The organism is Rhodohalobacter sp. 8-1 (genome assembly GCF_038150125.1).
Taxonomy (GTDB): Bacteria; Bacteroidota; Rhodothermia; order Balneolales; family Balneolaceae; genus SW132.
On record NZ_JBBVMF010000012.1, the window covers coordinates 100861 to 119953 of the forward strand.

Annotated in this window: 10 protein-coding genes; 3 read left to right on the top strand and 7 right to left on the bottom strand. The window is 45.1% G+C overall.

The genetic code is table 11. From position 1 onward, the window contains the following. Complete coding sequence (locus AABW11_RS13165; protein ID WP_340105576.1) at positions 1-2193, bottom strand: peptidase domain-containing ABC transporter; 2193 nt, start codon at positions 2191-2193, stop codon at positions 1-3. A gap of 12 nt (positions 2194-2205) precedes the next feature. Next, positions 2206-3399 carry an HlyD family secretion protein gene (locus AABW11_RS13170; protein WP_340105577.1) on the bottom strand — a complete coding sequence of 398 codons (1194 nt, stop codon included), beginning with the start codon at positions 3397-3399 and terminating at the stop codon, positions 2206-2208. Between the two features lie 478 nt (positions 3400-3877). Here AABW11_RS13170 and AABW11_RS13175 point away from each other — a divergent pair, with 478 nt between their 5' ends. The 3 genes from AABW11_RS13175 (at position 3878) to AABW11_RS13185 (ending at position 12547) form a co-directional block, all read left to right on the top strand. Beyond that, a complete protein-coding gene (locus AABW11_RS13175) occupies positions 3878-5407 on the top strand; it encodes an MFS transporter (RefSeq protein ID WP_340105578.1) in 1530 nt (509 codons plus the stop codon). An 85-nt stretch (positions 5408-5492) separates the two neighbouring features. Next, positions 5493-7088: an AbgT family transporter gene (locus AABW11_RS13180; protein ID WP_340105579.1), complete on the top strand. Its 1596-nt coding sequence runs from the start codon at positions 5493-5495 to the stop codon at positions 7086-7088. A 608-nt stretch (positions 7089-7696) separates the two neighbouring features. After that, a complete protein-coding gene (locus AABW11_RS13185) occupies positions 7697-12547 on the top strand; it encodes a T9SS type A sorting domain-containing protein (protein WP_340105580.1) in 4851 nt (1616 codons plus the stop codon). Positions 12548-12652: 105 nt separating this feature from the next. Here the strand turns inward: AABW11_RS13185 and leuB are convergent, their stop codons facing one another. From leuB to cimA, 5 genes are all read right to left on the bottom strand, one after another. Beyond that, positions 12653-13753, bottom strand: coding sequence for a 3-isopropylmalate dehydrogenase (gene leuB, locus AABW11_RS13190; RefSeq protein WP_340105581.1), 1101 nt, complete (start codon positions 13751-13753; stop codon positions 12653-12655). 195 nt (positions 13754-13948) lie between these two features. Then, positions 13949-14530, bottom strand: coding sequence for a 3-isopropylmalate dehydratase (locus AABW11_RS13195; RefSeq protein WP_340105582.1), 582 nt, complete (start codon positions 14528-14530; stop codon positions 13949-13951). A 173-nt stretch (positions 14531-14703) separates the two neighbouring features. Next, positions 14704-16017 carry a 3-isopropylmalate dehydratase large subunit gene (locus AABW11_RS13200; RefSeq protein ID WP_340105583.1) on the bottom strand — a complete coding sequence of 438 codons (1314 nt, stop codon included), beginning with the start codon at positions 16015-16017 and terminating at the stop codon, positions 14704-14706. Between the two features lie 143 nt (positions 16018-16160). Then, complete coding sequence (locus AABW11_RS13205; RefSeq protein ID WP_340105584.1) at positions 16161-17354, bottom strand: 2-isopropylmalate synthase; 1194 nt, start codon at positions 17352-17354, stop codon at positions 16161-16163. Positions 17355-17461: 107 nt separating this feature from the next. After that, on the bottom strand, positions 17462-19075 hold the full coding sequence (gene cimA, locus AABW11_RS13210; protein WP_340105585.1) for a citramalate synthase: 1614 nt from the start codon (positions 19073-19075) through the stop codon (positions 17462-17464). Between the last annotated feature and the right edge of the window lie 18 nt (positions 19076-19093).

Here is a 19093-nt window from a genome sequence, read left to right on the forward strand (position 1 = left end):
TTAGATTTCCATGATGCTCTCTTTCAAATCCCCATTCAAAAACGGGAACTGGTTGTGCCATAGCTTCAAATAGTGCTTTCCCTGCGTCAAAAGCTCTCTGTGTGAGCCCTCCTCAACAAGCACGCCTTTCTCCAATACGCAGATCTTATCCGCTTTGAAGACCGTACTAAGCCTGTGTGCAATCAAGATGACGGTTTTGTCTCGTTCACGCAGGTAATTGATTGTTTGCTGTACGTATTGCTCTGAGGCTGAGTCAAGTGATGATGTGGCCTCGTCAAGGATGAGTATTTCCGGATCTTTATAGAGCGCTCTTGCTATCGCAATCCGCTGTTTTTGTCCGCCTGACAGTGACGCACCATTCTCGCCAAGGTAGGTCTCAAACCCATTTGGCAATTCTTCAATAAATGAGAGTATTCCAAGTTTCTTACATATGGTGATGATTTTCTCCAGATCCGGATCAAACCTGCCGACTGCAATATTATCAATGACGTTTCCGGCAAAGAGGTCAATCTTCTGGGGGACAACAGAGATGATTTGTCTCAGGCTTTGCATATCGATATGAGCGATGTTTAAATCACCGATGGTAACCTGCCCGGAATCAATCGGGTACATTTTCTGGAGAATGTTCACGAGCGTGGTTTTTCCGGACCCGCTTTCACCCACAAACGCCGTTACTTTTCCATGGGGAATAACCAGTTTCAGTTCTTTAAATACATCAACCCTTGAACCGTATCTGAAATTGACATTCTGGAATTTTATGTCTCCAACAAAGTCTTTTGTCAGCTCTACTTTTTGACCCTGCTCCTCTTTTTCAAGGTCCATAATTTCAAACAGCCGATCAGCTGCAATCAATGCATCCTGAATGACCCTGTTCATACCCACCAGCTCACTCACCGGGCCGGTGAAATACCCGATAACGGCGTAGAAGGAGAGGAGCTCCCCCGGCGTGATATCGCCCGCAAGAACGTATGTAGCGCCTACCCATAAAAGAATAATTGTAAAGATCCTTGAAGAAAACTGTGATGCATTTCCTGAAAACACAGAATTTAAACCGGATCGATAAACCGTTTTAAGCAGTCGCACAAACCGGGTTTCTGTTTTTATATTCGCAAAGTTTTCTAACCCAAACTGTTTAATAGTCGAAACAGAATTGAGAGACTCAACGAGCTGTGATTCCAGATCAGCAGCGTTTTCCATTAACTCCCTCTGGGTCTTTTTGTTCAGTTGATTGGTAATCAGGTAGATCAGTGAATAGACTGGAATAATCGCCAGCATCACAAGCCCAAGTTTCCAGTAGTAGGTAAACATCAGCCCGAAAGAGAAGAGCACTATAAAAATATTAACGACAATATTAATAGCGACGTCGTTTATAAATGCCCTTATTTTAACAGCATCATTTATTCTTGAGATAATTTCGCCTACCCGCATTGTATCAAAAAAACGTTGAGGTAGCTTCAATAGATGTTTGTAATACCCAAGAATGAGACGGGCATCGATTAGCTGGCCGGTTTTCAGCGTGAACACGGTTTTGGCAACGCCAATAAAAATTTGGAGCAGCACCAGGGCGATCATGCCCACACCAAGCAGATTTAGGAGGTTCCGATTTCCATCTATTAAAACATGATCAACAATGATTTGAACATAAATGGCAGTTGAGAGACCAATAATTGTAAATACTGCCGCGCCGATTGTAGCCTGAAGAAGGACTGTTCGGTGAGGTTTGAGCAAAAACCACAGCCGGCTTATAATAGATACTTTTTCGTTGCGGGCAGTGAATGATTCATCGGGCATAATCAATACCAACACACCGGTCCACTGTTTTTCAAAATCTGCGTGCGCCAGCTTGTGGAGTTTTCCATCCATCGGGTCCATCACTTCAATGAATTTATCTGTCGCTTTGTAGATCACTACGAAATGGTGTAGTGTCCCTTTTACGACCACATGGGCAATGGTGGGAGTCGGTATTTCAAACAGGCTCTCGAATTCACCTTTCACACCTTTAGCAGTAAACCCGAGAGTCTCGGCCGCTTCTATCATTCCAAGGATATTAGTCCCCTTTTTATCAGTAGATGCGTACTGCCGGATTCTTGAGATAGGCATTTCAAGTCCAAAATGGGAAGCGACTGATGCAAGACAAGCGGCACCACAGTCGGTGATATCGTGCTGTTTTACTCCGATTTTTCTCTTGTTCATAGTGACGGATGGTTAGGTATTTGATGATGTCATTTGATCTTCGGAAGTTGACCAGGACGGATTAAGCCAGTCATCCATATTATTATAAAGAAGCTGAAACAGGCTCCGGCGGCTGATAATAAATCGGGCCTGGATAGTCATTCCTTTCTTTAGTTGTCCTTTGAAACCATTGGATAGCTCCAGAAATGACTGGTCGATCGAACAGCGCACTTTAAAAAGGGGGCTGTTTTCAACCAATATCATGTCGGATGAAATGCTTTTAATCTTTCCGGATGCAGTACCCCATTGATTGTGGTCAAATGCGTCAACCTGAAGTCTTACGTCCATATTTTCACTAAGCAGGCCAATATCATTTGGGGGTATGTAAACTTCCGCTACGATGGTTGTGTCAGGAGATAATTCAGCAATAACCTGGTTCGTATAAATGAAGCTGTTAGCAGATAAACTGTTCAAATTTTGAAGTGTCCCTGAGGCCGGTGAAAATACCTCATACATTTTTTTCTTATTCTTTAGCTGAGACTGCTCAGATAGCAACTCTTCTACCTCGGTCTGAAACGCAGCTCCATCAAGACTCCACGTATTTTGTTGTTGTTCCAGGAAAAGCTTGAATTTATTCTCTTCCTGCTGAAGCAAATATTGACTTTCTTCCAATACTAATAGGCTTGTGGCACCTTGTTCATGAAGATGTGTTTCCCTCTCGAACGATCTTTTCTTCTGATCGATAGTCTCGCGATAATTCAGCAACTGCTGCCTGAATTCAAGGGCAGCTCGTTTGTATCGTTCTGTTTTTAAGTCAGGTGTAAACTCAAAAAGTCTTACTACATTTGATTTTAAAAGATTGATATCGGAGATATATGTATCCAGTAGCTCCTTCCGGGATTGAATAAAGCGGAGCCTGTCCCTGATATCTGCATCATCAAGAATGGCAATAACGTCTCCTTTTTTGATGTAGCTGTTTTCACCAACGGTCATCGATACAATATTTGCTGAAACCGGGGAAACGATTTTCATGACTTCATTAACTGGCCTTAGCATTCCCTGACCGCGTATTCCCACATCAACTTTTATGAAAGGAAGTGCACAGATCACACCAATAACTGAAAGTACAACGGATGAGTAAATCAGTTTTGATTGTACCGTATGTTTTGAAAAGTTACTTTCTTGTGAATTATCTATAATCTCTTTCGGAAATAGTTCTTGTTTCATTTTTATGTTTCCCCGTAAACCTGCTCTGTTAATTTTTAGTAGTATTCTCCCAAATTTTAGTAATACCCTTTTACTTATGAGTCAATTTGAGTGAATTCCTTACAGAATTTTTTGGGAAAAATAGTTGGGGAAAGATCAATAATTCATAATCAATTGTTGTAGTTAATTGAGCTACAATCAGTTATGAGTGTTCTTTTAGATCTCTGAAGGCAGGATTTTGATATTTGGCAAATTTGCAAGAATTTAGATTTCATTCATCTTGGCATCAATCTGAATGCAGATGAAGAGATAACCTTTTATATTTCTGCCAAAAAAGTTGTGGGTTGGTGGAGATATTTGTGAGCATTTTATTCAATTATCTAAAACATTTATCAGCTCAAATCTTATAATTCAAAACTAAAAACTGATTCACTTCCATTTCCCATTACCATTTAGTATCGTTGGCACTGCTCGATACTTCACAGAATTAGATTGATGCATGCTCTATATTCAAAATAAGTTATCTAACACGTTTTATGCCCTCCTTGCTTTGCCGGCTACCGCCATGGGATTTGCCCTGTCGGTTCAGATTGCAGCGCTCAGCTGGCTGCTTACCTATCAATATGGTCTGGAGATTTCTGATATCGGGCTGGTCTGGGCAACCGGCCCCATTGCCGGTATCCTGGGGCAGGTTATTATCGGGATTATTAGTGATAACGTTTGGGTTTGGAATGGCCGCCGCCGCGTCTTTATCGTCATTGGCGGAACACTTGCTTCATTGATGCTGCTTGCACTTCCGAACCTTGGCGTAATCCAGGCAAGTCTGGGTCTCGAAGCCATTCTCGGTATCGCCATTGTCATATCCATGATTTTGGATCTTTCCATTAACGTCTCCTTCAATCCCACGCGCTCTATTATTGCTGATGTGACTCCAGAAGGAAGGGAGAGAACGAAAGGCTTTACCTGGATGCAGACCATTTCGGGGACGTTCGGTGTGCTATCATACTTTATAGGCGCCACCGTCGGAAATATTGAGCTGATCTATTTTGGGGTTTTTCTTGTATTTCTCTTCTCCGTGATTCCGCCGTTTTTCATCAAAGAGCCAAAGTACCTGGGGCGTTACGGCGAGAACGAAGCTGACATCGACAAAGAAGAAAAAGAAAGTGACATTCCGGGCAGCGTCAATGATGCGTCCCTGGCAGAGATCATAAAAGGCATTCGACCGCTCTGGGGATTCTTGATTTACGGGATTTATGCCATCATACGCCGCCTTAGCGGCTTTGAAGTTCCGGGCTACTATTTTGAAATTTTTGCCCTCGGGCTCTCAATCCTTCTGATTGTGCAGGCATTGTTAAAATCAGAAGAGGGAAAAAGTAAAGAAGAAGCGGGTAAAATTGGATTTCAAAAAGTACTTGCTGCCCATTCATTCTCCTGGATTGGGGTCCAGAGCATGTTTATCTATTTCTTCGCTTTTGTTGATTTCAGGATGCCCGGCATGGAAAATGAGGATATAGGCACGGTCGTAAACTGGAGCTTCTTCTCTCTGAATCTTGTAGCAGCTATCATTCCTGTGCTTGCACTTGAACCTCTTGCCAATAAGTTTGGACGCGTGAAAACCCACGCCACGTCATTGATTATAATGGCAGCAGGTTACCTTGCTATCGTTTTTATAGGCAGTTCACCTTATGTTGTATACGGCTTGATGGCAATTGTTGGTATAGGATGGGCGTCGGTGATTAGCCTGCCGTTTGCCATCATGTCCCAGAAAATTCAGCAGAACAAGATGGGGCTATATATGGGGCTGTTTAACCTTTCTGTGGTTTTGCCCCAGCTGGTATCGAGTTTTGCTGTGGGAGACATCGTGGAATCAGTGGAAAATAAAACCATCTTAATTATCATTTGTGCAGTTACGGTGGCCTTCTCCGCCGGCGCATGGTATATGGTTAAGGAACCTGAGGATGATCAGACCGATAACCCGGTACTGAAAGACCGCGACATTGAAGAAGAAAAAGATAGTACGGCAAATTAATCGCCTAAAACGTTGATTCATTGTCTGAATCTCTTATTTTCAAGCAATCGATTTTGAACCTCTGAATAAAAACTGACGGATACTCGTGGCAAAACCCAATGATCAGTCCCAAAAGAAAACGCCCTCTTCTGAAGGTCAGGGAACGCTGTTTGATAAATTTCTAAACGGAATCGAAAAGGCCGGTAATAAGCTGCCTGACCCAGCCATGCTTTTTTTCCTTCTGCTGGTTATTGTATGGGTACTGTCTGCATTTCTTTCCCCGTTCGATTTTGATGCGGTTCACCCGCGAACTGGTGATGAGCTTGTTATCAATAACCTTCTCACAGGAGAGAATCTTGCAAGTTTCCTGGCTAATATGGTGAACACGTTTGTGCTGTTTGCCCCGCTTGGTATTGTGCTTGTAGCTATGCTCGGTGTTGGTGTTGCGGAACATTCAGGCTGGATTGATGCGGGCCTGAAGAAACTTCTCGGATTTACACCAAAATCTTTATTAACCCCAATGCTGATCCTGATTGCGATCGTCAGTCACACTGCAGCAGACGCCGGGTACGTACTGGTGATTCCTCTTGGAGGCGTGATATTTTATGCGGCCGGCCGACATCCGCTGGCCGGTATTGCCGCTGCATTTGCAGGCGTGAGCGGTGGTTTTTCAGCAAATTTTATACCGTCAGCCATCGACCCGCTACTGATGAGTTTCACGCTGGAGGCAGCCAGGATACTGGATCCCACAATTGAACTCAATCCGCTGAACAATATCTACTTTACAGGCCTTTCGAGCATTCTGATCGTTTCGGTCGGTTGGTTCATCACAGATAAAATTGTAGAGCCGAGGCTGGAAGGAATTGAAGTTGACGGAGATGAAGATGAAATGCCACAGCTCGAGACTGTGTCCGGCAGAGAAAGCCGGGCGTTTTGGCTCGGGTTTGGCGCAATGATTCTCGGTATTATTGGTCTGTTTTTGTGGGCCTGGCCGGAAGGTTCAGCACTCCGTGATCCTACTTGGGACAACCCCGAAGTTAGCTCCCTTTTTTCCTTCAATGCGCCTCTGATGCAGGCCATCGTGCCTCTGATTTTTATTCTTCTGTTGATTCCAGGCGTGGTGTATGGCTACGCCTCAGGTAAGTACAATAGCTCGAAAGATATGATCGATAACATGACCAAGTCGATGCAGAGCATGGGCTACTACGTCGTGATGGCTTTTTTCTGCGCGTTGTTTATTGATGCATTCGGGAAATCAAATATTGGTTTGATGGTGGCTTTAAAGGGCGCCAATGTCCTTGAAGCGCTGGCGCTTCCCGGCTCTGTCACGATTGTTGGTATTATATTTTTGAGTATGATCGTAAACCTTCTGGTTGGATCTGCATCCGCCAAATGGGCTCTGATCGCTCCAATCTTTGTTCCTATGCTGATGCAGTTGGGCATCTCACCGGATCTTACTCAAGCTGCTTACCGAGTGGGCGACTCCGTATCAAACATTATCACTCCACTGCTGCCGTACTTCCCGCTTGTGGTGGTGTTCTGCCAGCGATATGTGAAGAAGACCGGTATCGGAACTCTTATTTCCATGATGATTCCCTATTCCATTATCTTTTCGATTACATGGACTATTTTCCTTCTTATTTATTGGTGGATCGGAATACCGCTGAGTTTTGAAGCAAATTACGTGTACCCGGCGCCTTAATCAGTTGCTTATTCAGACCCGAGCATTTCCGGCGGCTGCCGGACTTCTGTCAGCATCGGTGCACCGTAGTGATTTTTCATCGGATGAATTCGCTTCATCCGGTGAATTATGCGAGCTATAAGTAAATCATGGTATAGAACTGAGAAGTATTGCTCCAGATAGGACCTGCAAGACCGCGAACGAAGAGAGCTGCTGGCAGAGTCTGGTCTGAGTATTGACTGCGAGCTTTTGATTTGAAGACGCCGACCTATCGACGGGAATATGCCCCTTAAAAACTCATCTGATGACGCTAAATTGTCGGATGAGGGTCTAATCAGTTCTGCTGATACCAAAAATAGAAACTCCACAGGCGCTCTCTTAGATGATCAGCAGCCTGAATCTGCTTTTCCCCAATAACCTTTATTAAGCCATTCTTATCATCTCTGAATAGTGCAACTTGCGTCCATCTTCTGTATTTCTTGAATACTGTTCATGCCAGGTGATAAAAATGGTTTGACATAGTTTTAATTTGAATGACGCATTACTAAGTGATTGAGCCTTTTCGGGGATTTCAATTTTCAGAAAAATTATCACTACATCAAACCTCAATTCAAAATCAAACCAGCCCCATGAGAGAGCTATTTATAGACAATGTTTCTAATCTATCACGCAGACTTAAGCCTATAATTCAGAGTATACTCATCCTTACGCTTTCGCTGATAACATCGCTGTCATACGGTCAGATTACCGTCACAAATACCGATGATTCAGGTACCGGTTCATTACGATGGGCCATTGATCAGGCGAATGCAAATCCTGATGCGAGCGAGATTGAGTTCGATATTCCAGGCAGTGGTCCTCATATCATCCAGCCGCAGACAGAATACGCATCATTTTCCGCTCCAATTAATATTGATGGCATGTCAGAGCCTGACTACACACTTGGCACACCAGCCATCGTAATTGATGGAAGCCAGATTGAAGATGGGGCCGGGCTCGTGTTCACCGGCAGTGCAGGTGGCAGCGACGTCGGTTCCATATCGATCATCAATTTTGAAAATTCTGGGATTCGAATAATCGGCGATGCTGTAACCATTGAGGGATGCTTCATCGGAGTTGACCCGGATGGTAATGAAGGGCCAAATGGAGTAGGTATTAGTGTCGTAAACTCAGTAAATCACCAAATTGGCGGAACTTCGATTTCGAGACGAAACGTGATTTCTGCAAATAGAGTAGGAATCGATTTCGAACCAGGAAGTGGCCTCAATACAGTTGAAGGAAATTATATAGGCACAACAACCGATGGGACTCAGGCACTCGGCAACAAATTTAATATTCGGATAGGGGGCAGCCATGACAATATAATAGGAGGGACGACGCCCCTTGAGAGAAATATCATTTCAGGAGCTTACCTTGAAACAGTTAATGGAAGGCAAGAAGGCGGAGCAGGAATCTTTCTCACAGCCGGCACTTCATCAAGTAACACTGTTGAAGTGTCTACAGGTAATATAATTACAGGTAACTATATAGGAACTGACGTTACCGGATCGGTTGCATTACCCAATGGGAGCGGCGGTGTGCTGTTGCTGGTTGGGTCAACTGATAACCAGGTTGGTGGTGAGAATACAGGAGAAGGAAATGTAATATCCGGAAATGGTCAGTATGGAGTATACTTTCAGGGAAATCCGGAACTCCAGGTGAGCAATAACACCGTACAGGGAAACTATATCGGAGTTGATGCTACGGGTACGGCTCCTGTTCCAAACAATATTGGAGTCTTTTTCTGGGCTGATAACAGTTCGAATATTATCGGAACAAACGGGTCAGCTTCCGGTGGCAATGTGATTAGCGGAAATAGCACGACGGGTATATTAATCTTAAATGGTGAGGACAATGTAATTAGCGGGAATTATATCGGGACGGATTACACGGGTATGGATGCAATCCCGAATGTTTTTGGTATTGAAAATCGCGGAAGCGGTGGTGTCATTGGCGGGACAGGTGCTGAAAGCAGGAATATAATTTCAGGCAACAGAAACACAGGTATAAATCTTGCACAAGCTTCAAATATAGTAGTGGAGGGAAATTATATTGGCTTAAACTCTGATGGCGACGATGCTATAGCAGGTCAGAGTCTTGGGCTAAGGGTCAATAGTGGCTCAGGACACACCATCACCGGAAATACGATATCAGGACATGAAAATCAGGCTATTAGAATAGATAATAATGTGAATGGTGACGTTGGAGCTGAAAATATTACGGTAACTGGCAACATGATCGGAACTGATCCTACTGGCAGTTCAGTAATTGGTAATGCAGGCACAGGGATCGATGTTGTGGGATCATCAAATAACACAATTGGAGGAGAACTTGAAGCTGACAGAAATATTATTTCTGGTAATGGAGGGGTCTTTGATGGAGTGTTTATCAGGGCTACCGGTATCACGCTTTCATCCGGATCAAACAACAATACAATAAGCGGCAACTACATTGGATCTGATGCAAATGGAGATTATGCTGAGGAGTTTACAAATTCATCCCACGGGATCCTGATCAGTTCCGGATCGTCAGGAAATATCATCGGCCTCGACGAGGGAGGCAACGGTGCAGGAAATGTGATATCAGGAAACGGAGCTCGAGTTAATGGTAATGGGATCTCTGTTACCGACAACTCGCTTCAAAACCGAATATCAGGAAATAGCATCTTTAACAATGGAGGAACGGGTATCGATCTGGGTGACGATGGCACGACGGCAAATGATGATGGAGATGCCGATACGGGCCCCAATCAACTGCAAAATTACCCGGTAATTGTCAGTTCATTGTATAATTTAAATAGTGATGAACTTACAATTGAGTATTCAATTTCGTCAGATATATCTGAGTCAGACTACCCCATTGAGGTTGAATTCTTCAAAAACCAGGGAAACCGCCAGGGTATTACTTACCTGGGATCTGATTCATATGAAGCGTCTGATGCCGGCACGGTGAAAGAGGTCACAATTCCAATAAGCGGATTAAACACGCTTAGTTTGGGGGAAGATGTCACATCCGTTGCAACCAGCGCAGATGGAAACAGTTCTGAATTTTCAGAGATATCAGAAGTAGTTGAGCTAATTTTACCACCTGGAATCGTGACGCTGTCATCGCCTCAGGATGGTACAACGGATATTTCAGTTAATCCAGGCCTGAGCTGGCAGTCCGTTTCCAACGCAGACACTTATGATGTTCAGGTTTCAACACAATCTGATTTTTCTACAACGGTTGAAGATTTTACCGGACTAACCACGACTCAGGCAAGTGTAGGAGAACTTGCTTATGAAACTGTGCATTACTGGCGAGCCCGGGCTGTCAATGAAGCAGGGCCAGGTGATTGGTCAGAAACGAGGTCATTCACCACAGAGGTAGAAATTACAGATCCGCCGGCTCAGGTAACGCTTGTCTCTCCGGCTGAAGGTGCCACCGATATAGCTCTGTTCCCGATCCTGAGCTGGGATTCTGCAGAAACAGCTGAATCATACACGCTCCAGGTGTCAGAACTATCAGATTTCTCCACATTAGAGACAGATTTTTCCGGTATTACATTTGCACAATTTGAAGTGGGTGAATTATCAACAGGAACTCAGTATTACTGGCGGGTGAGGGCTGTCAACGAAGTTGGTTCAGGCGATTGGTCTGAGGTGTGGTCATTTACAACGGAGGGAGGAGCGACGAACCCACCGGCAAAAGTTACGCTGGTGTCTCCGGAGGATGAAGCACAGGATGTTGATGTAATACCTTTGCTAAGCTGGCAGGCGGTTGATGATGCTGATTCGTATAGCCTGCAGGTCTCAGCATCATCAGATTTTTCAATGACATTTACGGACCTTTCAGATCTGACATCAACACAGTTGGAAGTAGATGAACTTGCTCAGGAAACGACATATTTCTGGAGAGTTCGTGCTGAAAATGAGGCTGGTATCGGAGATTGGTCTGATGTCTGGTCATTTACCACTGAACTAAGCCCGCCGTCAGTGGTAGTTCTTATATCGCCCGAGGATGATGCGCAGGATGTTTCGGTCATGCCTCTCATGAGCTGGGATGATGCCAATGGAGCTGAGACATACAGCCTTCAAGTCTCGACCTCCCCTGACTTTTCGACAACCGTCACAGATCTGACCGGTCAAACAAACACACAGATTGAAATAGGTCAGCTGGACTTTGAGAATGTGCATTTTTGGCGGGTACGAGCCGAAAATGAATCAGGGTTTGGACCATGGTCGGATGTATGGTCATTCACGACAGAGCAGGAACCCACAGAACCGCCGGCAAAAGTAACGCTTCTAACCCCTGAGGATGGATCAGTAGATGTTACAACCAGTCCCGTGTATACCTGGGAATCGATTGCCAATGCTGAAACATATACGCTTCAGATATCTAAGTTTGAGGATTTTTCTGAACTAGAAAATGATTTTACCGAGTTAAGGTCGACTGAGAGAATCATACGTAATTATGACTTTTCAACGCAGTATTTCTGGCGCGTTAGAGCATTTAATGATGGAGGAGCAGGCGAGTGGTCTGATGTTTGGACTTTTACCACCATGGATGAACCTATCACTGTTCCGGAAAAAGTGACGCTATCGTCACCTTCGGACGGTGCGCAGGATGTTGATGCATCTCCGTTACTCAGTTGGGAGTCTGTAGAAGGTGCAGAGTCTTATCGCCTGCAGGTAACTGATGGCACTGACTTTTCCACGATAGTTACTGATTTGACCGATCTGTCTGATACCAATGAAGAACTTGATCTGCTGGCGTACGAAACTGAGCATTTCTGGCGAGTGAGAGCGGTAAATGAAGCCGGCGAAGGAGAATGGTCAGATGCCTGGTCGTTTACTACGCAAGAAGAGCCTATGACGATACCTGACGCTCCGGTTTTAATTTCTCCTGAACAAAACGCAACCGATATTGAACTATCAGCGTCTCTCGAGTGGTCTGCTGCAGATGGAGCAGAAACCTTTATTCTGGAACTATCAGAGAATATTGGTTTTAGTAATCTTGTGGAAAATGCATCAGATATACCGGGCACTACGTTTCAAACCGGAGATTTGAATGGGCTAACCACCTACTTTTGGAGAGTCAGAGCCGTAAATGAGGTTGGCATAAGTAACTGGTCGGAGACCCGCCAATTTACAACCATGGAGGCTACATCTATAACAGACGTTTCTGATGGCATTCCACAATCACTCGAACTTTCGCAAAACTACCCCAATCCGTTTAATCCATCGACCGAGATAGAAATTGGTATTTCGGAAGCAGGAGAGGTTAGACTCACCGTTTATGATATGCTCGGACGCAGCGTTGGTGTGATTGTAAATGAAAATCTGCTTGCAGGCCGCTATTCATTCAGATTTGATGCATCAAACCTTACCAGCGGAACCTACATGTACAGGCTCGAAACCCGTTCCGAAACACGGACACGAAAGATGACACTGATTAAATGATGTCGAAAAAAAGTCCCTGTATCTCCAGCAGGGACTTTATTACTCTGTATATCCATTTATTCTGATGTCAAAAGAGCTTAGCTCTAAGCACAATCTAAGACGTCACTATTCCGCAACGCTCTCTGGTTTCAGCAAACTCTTCAACACCTGTTCACCCATCAGCTCTGTGGAAAGGAGGGTTTCATCATCAGATCCACTATAAATATCACCCGATCGATAGCCTGCGGCCAGAACTTCATCGATAGCCGTTTCAATATTTTTGGCGGCGTTGGAAAGATCCAGTGAATAGCGGCAGAGCATCGCGGCTGATGCAATGGCGGCCAAAGGGTTAGCTTTATTCTGTCCGGCTATGTCGGGGGCTGAGCCATGGACGGGCTCATACAATCCGGTTTTATCGCCGATACTTGCTGACGGGAGCATGCCAATGGAACCGGTAAGCATCGACGCCTCATCGCTTAAAATATCACCGAACATATTACCGGTGAGAATAACATCAAACTGTTTTGGATTGCGGACCAGCTGCATGGCGCAATTATCCACTAGCATATGTGTGAGTTCAATATCCGGATAGTCTGATGACAATTCTGATACTGTTTTTCGCCAGAGGCGGGACGTATCCAGAATATTTGATTTGTCAACAGAACAAACACGCCCATTGCGTTTTTTAGCTGCTTCAAACGCTTTTCGTGCCACACGTTCAATCTCTGATTTTGAATAGACCATGGCGTCAGTTGCAACAACGTCACCATCCACCTCTTTTGTGTGACGGGGTTTACCGAAATATATGCCACCAGTTAGTTCACGGACAATGAGAATATCGGTTCCTTCCAGGATCTCCGGTTTTAAAGAAGAGGCTCCCATTAACGCTGAATATATTTTGATAGGGCGGAGGTTCGTGTAGGTTCCCAGCGTTTTTCTCAATTTTAGAAGTGCAGCTTCCGGCCGATGTTCACTGAGTAGGTCATCCCATTTAGGGCCCCCAACAGCACCAAGAAGAACAGCGTCTGAGTTCAGGCATGCATCAAGGGTTTCTTCGGTTACCGGCTCTCCATGCTCGTCATAGCTGCATCCCCCAAACAGGAATTCTTCGGTTTCAACTTCAACGTCGTAGGCTCCACAGGCTGCTTTTAGAATAGATGTAGCTACTGATGTTACTTCCGGACCAATTCCATCTCCGGGTAGAAGTGCGATTGTTTTCTTTGTCATGAATTAGTCAATTAATTATTCCAAAAATGTGAAATTAAAGTCCCCCTTACCAAAGGCGGAATGAGGGGGATGTTCATCAGGTGTACTAATCAATTTAAAAACTTTTTGGTTGTCACGTAGTACTGAAAACACCCCTCTGTATCTCCCCTTTTTAGGGGAGAGTATCGGTCTTTTAAATGGATGTTAATCCAAATATCAGCTGCCTGCCGCTTCCATCATGCCGGTCTGGCGGGCGTAGGCAAATATACCGCCTGCTTCAACAATATCGGCGACGCTGCCAAGGGGACGAATTTTATACTCTTCATTTTGAGTAATGTTTTTTACGACCTGCTTTTCCTGGTCAATTTCCAGCTCGTCATGTGTGTGAACTTTCTGGCTGAGGTCTTCGAGGCTTTCGTAAGGTACCAGAAATCCGCCATCCACGGAATTCCGGTAAAATATACGTGCAAACGTTGGGGCGATGATCGCTTTTACACCGGCAATTTCAAGGCACGCGGGGGCGTGTTCACGGGATGACCCGCAACCGAAGTTTGGTCCGCCAACAATGATATTGAACTCACTCTCTGTTTCTTCTTCTCTTGTGAGCGGAATGTTTCCCTGTGGCAATCCTGATTCCTCATCTGGTACACCGGAAAGCGCATATTTACCATATAGTTTTCGCTCCTCAGGATCCTCAAGACTGTACACAAGGTGCGCGGCCGGAATAATCTGGTCGGTGTCAATATTCTTGCCAAGGACAAAAGCCTTGCCGGTGATTTTTTTTGATTTGTTGCTCATTTAATTTTTTGTGTGTTTATGAAAATTGATTAGGAAAGTCCCTCTTATCAAAGGGGGATTGAGGGGGATGTTCAATCGGAATTTTGAAACCTCGATGAATATATGATTAAATTCATAGCTCATTTAACACCCCTCTCTGTCTCCCCTTTTTAGGGGAGATTAAATTCTCACATCTATATCACCGTTTCCTGAATAAATACCCTTGGATCGGTAATGGTGCCCGTCACCGCCGAAGCAGCAACAGTATAGGGCGATGCGAGATAGACAGAAGCAGCCTTGGATCCCATCCGGCCGGGATAGTTCCGGTTGGTGGTCGAGATGCAGACTTCTTCTTCGTTCAGGCGTCCGAATGTATCAGACGGGCCACCGAGACAGGCTGCACATGAGGCCTGGCCAATTTTGCAGCCGGCTTCTTTGAAGATATCCATGAGTGTTTGACCAAACATAGTTTCGGTTTCGAGGCCTTTGGCAATTTCAGTTGTAGCTGGAACAATATAGGTATCGATTTTCAGCGATTTTCCTTTGATAATTTCAGCTGCAGCACGGAAATCAGACAGTTTACCACCCGTACACGATCCGATATAAGCGCGTGTTAATTCTGTGCCTTCCAGCTCCTCAGCCGTAGCTTTGTTATCGGGGCTGTGAGGTTTGGCCACCATTGGAACCATATCCTCAAGATTATAAAAGTGTTCACTGTGATACTCGGCATCCGGATCACTAAAGAATTCCTTAAACGGTTTGTTTGTTCTGGCTTTCACATATTCTCGGGTTATATCATCCGTTTCGACGACCCCGTTTTTTCCACCGGCTTCAATAGCCATATTGGTCAGCGTCATCCGGTCTTCCATTGAAAAAGCTTGTACACCTTCGCCAGCGAATTCCATCGTCCGGTAAGTGGCCCCGTCAACACCAATATCACCGATAATTTTCAGGATGATATCCTTCGCCATCAGGTAAGGAGGCATCGAGTTGCCTTCAAAAATGAATCGCATGGTTTCGGGGACCTTCACCCAGAGTTTACCGGTGCCCATAATAAAAGCTGCGTCAGTATTCCCAATCCCGGTGGCAAACTGTCCGAATGCCCCGGCAGTACACGTGTGAGAATCTGTTCCGAACAAAACTTCACCCGGACGGGTAAATCCTTCTTCAGGCAACGCTACGTGGCAAACGCCTTTATACCGATCAGTGCCCACATCATAATAATGAGGCAGATCCTGGTCAGCGGCAAATGCCCGCAGAATATCTACGTTACGATTCGCGTACTTATCCTTTGTGAAAATATAGTGGTCGGGTATAATTACGAGTTTATCTTTATCCCAGACTCGGGCTTTTTCGCCAAATTCCCGCTGAAAGATCTGAATAGCCGGCGGACCGCATACGTCATGTGTCATCAGCACATCCACATCCACCCAGACACTTTCGCCCGGTGTGACTTTAGAATTGCCGCTTTTGTTTGCAAGAATCTTCTCAGTTAATGTCATTCCCATGGTGTGGTACTGGTTTTGTATTGGTTTGATAATTTTTAAATAAAAAAACTGGAACAAGTCCCCCTTAAAAAAGGGGGATGTCAATCGGATTTACATCACTTATTCGAACACCCCTCTGTATCTCCCCTTGTTAGGGGAGAGTTTCACCCACCCGAAGCAATTTTCTGTGGTTCAGGTGCAGGCTGGTCATTCATCATCGATATGATGGAAACCAGGTCGTGATCTTCAACGACTTTCTTTTTATCAGCAAGTCTGGTTACGCTTTGATAGGCGGTATTCAAATCTTCTTTATTGAGATCGTAGCCCATCTCTTCGAGTTTTTTGCCAAGAGCAAATCGCCCGGAGTGTTTCCCGATTACAATTTTGTTACAGGTCAGACCAACTGATTCGGGCGTCATGATTTCATAGCAAAGTGGGTTTTTCAACACGCCATGCTGATGAATGCCGGCTTCGTGAGCAAATGCATTATCGCCGACAATTGCTTTATTTGGCTGGACGCCTTTTCCGGTAATCTGCGCAAGTAACTGGCTGGCCGGGTAGATCTCCTTGGTATTGATATTGGTACTGAAATTCATATTTTTTTTACGGGTTTCAATCGCCATTACAATTTCCTCAAGAGATGCATTACCGGCACGTTCTCCGATGCCATTTATTGTACACTCAATCTGCTGAGCACCGTTCTGTACTGCCGTGAGGGAGTTTGCCACCGCGAGCCCAAGATCGTTATGGCAGTGAACGCTCAGGACAGCATCATCAATATTAGGCACGTTTTCCCGAATGCCTTTGATGAGCTCGCCGAACTCCCAGGGGAGGGCATAGCCTACAGTGTCAGGCACATTTATCACCGTAGCACCTGCGCTGATGGCAGCTTCAAAAACCTGATACAAAAACTCCGGGTCGCTGCGTGATGCATCTTCAGCCGAAAACTCCACATCATCACAGTACGATTTGGCCATTTCCACACCCTTCACGGCTGATTCAATCACCTCCTCGCGCGATTTGCAAAGCTTGTACTTCATGTGGATATCGGAGGTAGCAATGAAGGTGTGAATCCTTGGTTTAGCCGCTTTTTCTACAGCTTTGGCGGCTGTTTCAATATCTATGGGTGTTGTCCGGCAAAGTCCGGCCACACTGCTTTGAGTGATGGTTTCTGCGATCTTTTTGACGGTTTCAAAATCACCTTCAGATGCGATCGGGAATCCTGCTTCGATTACATCCACCTGAAGTTCTTCAAGTTTTCGTGCAAGCTGAAGCTTTTCGGGCTTGTTCATACTGTACCCGGGCGATTGTTCACCGTCGCGAAGTGTTGTGTCGAAAATTTTTATTTGTTTTTCCATGGGTCTATATAATTTGGTTGAATAATGTAGTGCATTGGGTCGGGAGTCATAATTAACTATTAGCCGGACCGGCCAGCAGATCAACCAGGATGTAGATGCCGTGCGTGTTAATGAACCTGTACTTCATCGCGGACCTCCTGTGTGTTCGTCGTTTGCGTTGAATGGTGCATTAAATAGTAGTTCATGCTGTCGGCAAGGGCCTGCCAGCTGGCGTCTACAATATTCTTTGAAACGCCCACGGTGCCCCATGACGTCCCATTTTTACCGGAATCAACAAGCACGCGTACTTTCGCCCCGGTGCCGTCTTTCTCGTTGAGCACTCGTACTTTATAATCTTTCAGGATGATGTCGGCAATGTCGGGATAGAATTTACAGAGTGCTTTGCGAAGGGCACTGTCAAGAGCGTGAACCGGTCCGTTTCCTTCAGCTGCACTGTGCTCAAGCTGTCCCTGAACATTAACCCGGATTGTTGCTTCCGAACGGGATTCACCGGTTGCATCCCGCTCCATGATGACCCGAAATCCTTCCAGTTCAAACAGGTTGGAAAAAGGCTGGGTCATTTTCTTAACTAATAATTCAAATGACGCTTCTGCGGCTTCAAACTGAAACCCTTCGTTTTCAAGACTTTTAAGCCTTTCAACAATCTCAGGTACATTGCCGCCAGAATTCTCAATGTCAAATCCGAGTTCTTTAGACTTATAAAGCACGTTGCTCTTACCTGAAAGATCTGATACCAGTACCCGCCGTTTATTTCCTACAGCTTCCGGCTTGATGTGTTCATAGGTAGCTTCATTCTTCATGACAGCACTCACGTGCACGCCGCCTTTATGAGCAAAAGCACTTCGGCCTGTAAACGGCATGCGCGTATCATGGCCCACATTGGCGAGTTCGCTTACAAAACTTGAAAGAGAGGTCAATTGACTAATGCTGCTCTCTGGAACGCAGTGGTAATTTTGTTTGAGCTGAAGATTAGGTATAACTGAGCATAGATTGGCATTTCCGCATCGCTCGCCATATCCGTTAATAGTTCCCTGAACATGTTCGCATCCGGCAGCAACTGCGGCGACAGAGTTTGCAACGGCAAGTTCGCAATCATTATGAGCGTGGATACCAAGTTTCCCGGAGATGGCTTCTTTAACAGCAGTAACTATGTCGGATACTTCATGAGGGAGTGTGCCGCCATTGGTATCGCAAAGTACAAATGTATCTGCTCCTGCACGTTCAGCTGTTTTCAATGTCTCCAGCGCGTATTCGGGATTGTCTTTATAGCCATCGAAGAAATGCTCGGCGTCATAAATCACCTCTTTACCGTGCTGTTTCAAATAATGAACAGAACTGCGGATGATTGAAAGATTTTCGTCGGGTGAAATCTTGAGTGCCTGTTTAACATGCAATAACCACGACTTGCCAAAAATCGAAACGACATCGGTATCCGCATCAATCAAGAAGCGAATATTTTTATCCTCTTCCGGTTTTGATCCGGCGCGGCACGTGCTGCCAAACGCCACAATTTTTGAGTGCTGAAAGTCCAAATCTTTGGCGAGGCGGAAAAACTCCATGTCCTTAGGATTCGACCCTGGCCATCCGCCCTCAATATAGTCCACTCCAAAAGCGTCGAGACGCTGTGCGATGCGGACCTTATCTTTAGCTGACAGGCATACTTTCTCTCCCTGTGTTCCGTCACGGAGCGTTGTATCGAATATTTGGATTTTTTTGGACATTGATCTTGGTTGTTGGCT

What these genes read in the sequence shown, in the direction of transcription:
- AABW11_RS13165 (WP_340105576.1), bottom strand. Translation starts at nt 2,193, where the DNA reads ATGAACAAGAGAAAAATCGGAGTAAAACAGCACGATATCACCGACTGT.
- AABW11_RS13170 (WP_340105577.1), bottom strand. Translation starts at nt 3,399, where the DNA reads ATGAAACAAGAACTATTTCCGAAAGAGATTATAGATAATTCACAAGAA.
- AABW11_RS13175 (WP_340105578.1), top strand. Translation starts at nt 3,878, where the DNA reads ATGCTCTATATTCAAAATAAGTTATCTAACACGTTTTATGCCCTCCTT.
- AABW11_RS13185 (WP_340105580.1), top strand. Translation starts at nt 7,697, where the DNA reads ATGAGAGAGCTATTTATAGACAATGTTTCTAATCTATCACGCAGACTT.
- leuB (WP_340105581.1), bottom strand. Translation starts at nt 13,753, where the DNA reads ATGACAAAGAAAACAATCGCACTTCTACCCGGAGATGGAATTGGTCCG.
- AABW11_RS13195 (WP_340105582.1), bottom strand. Translation starts at nt 14,530, where the DNA reads ATGAGCAACAAATCAAAAAAAATCACCGGCAAGGCTTTTGTCCTTGGC.
- AABW11_RS13200 (WP_340105583.1), bottom strand. Translation starts at nt 16,017, where the DNA reads ATGGGAATGACATTAACTGAGAAGATTCTTGCAAACAAAAGCGGCAAT.
- AABW11_RS13205 (WP_340105584.1), bottom strand. Translation starts at nt 17,354, where the DNA reads ATGGAAAAACAAATAAAAATTTTCGACACAACACTTCGCGACGGTGAA.
- cimA (WP_340105585.1), bottom strand. Translation starts at nt 19,075, where the DNA reads ATGTCCAAAAAAATCCAAATATTCGATACAACGCTCCGTGACGGAACA.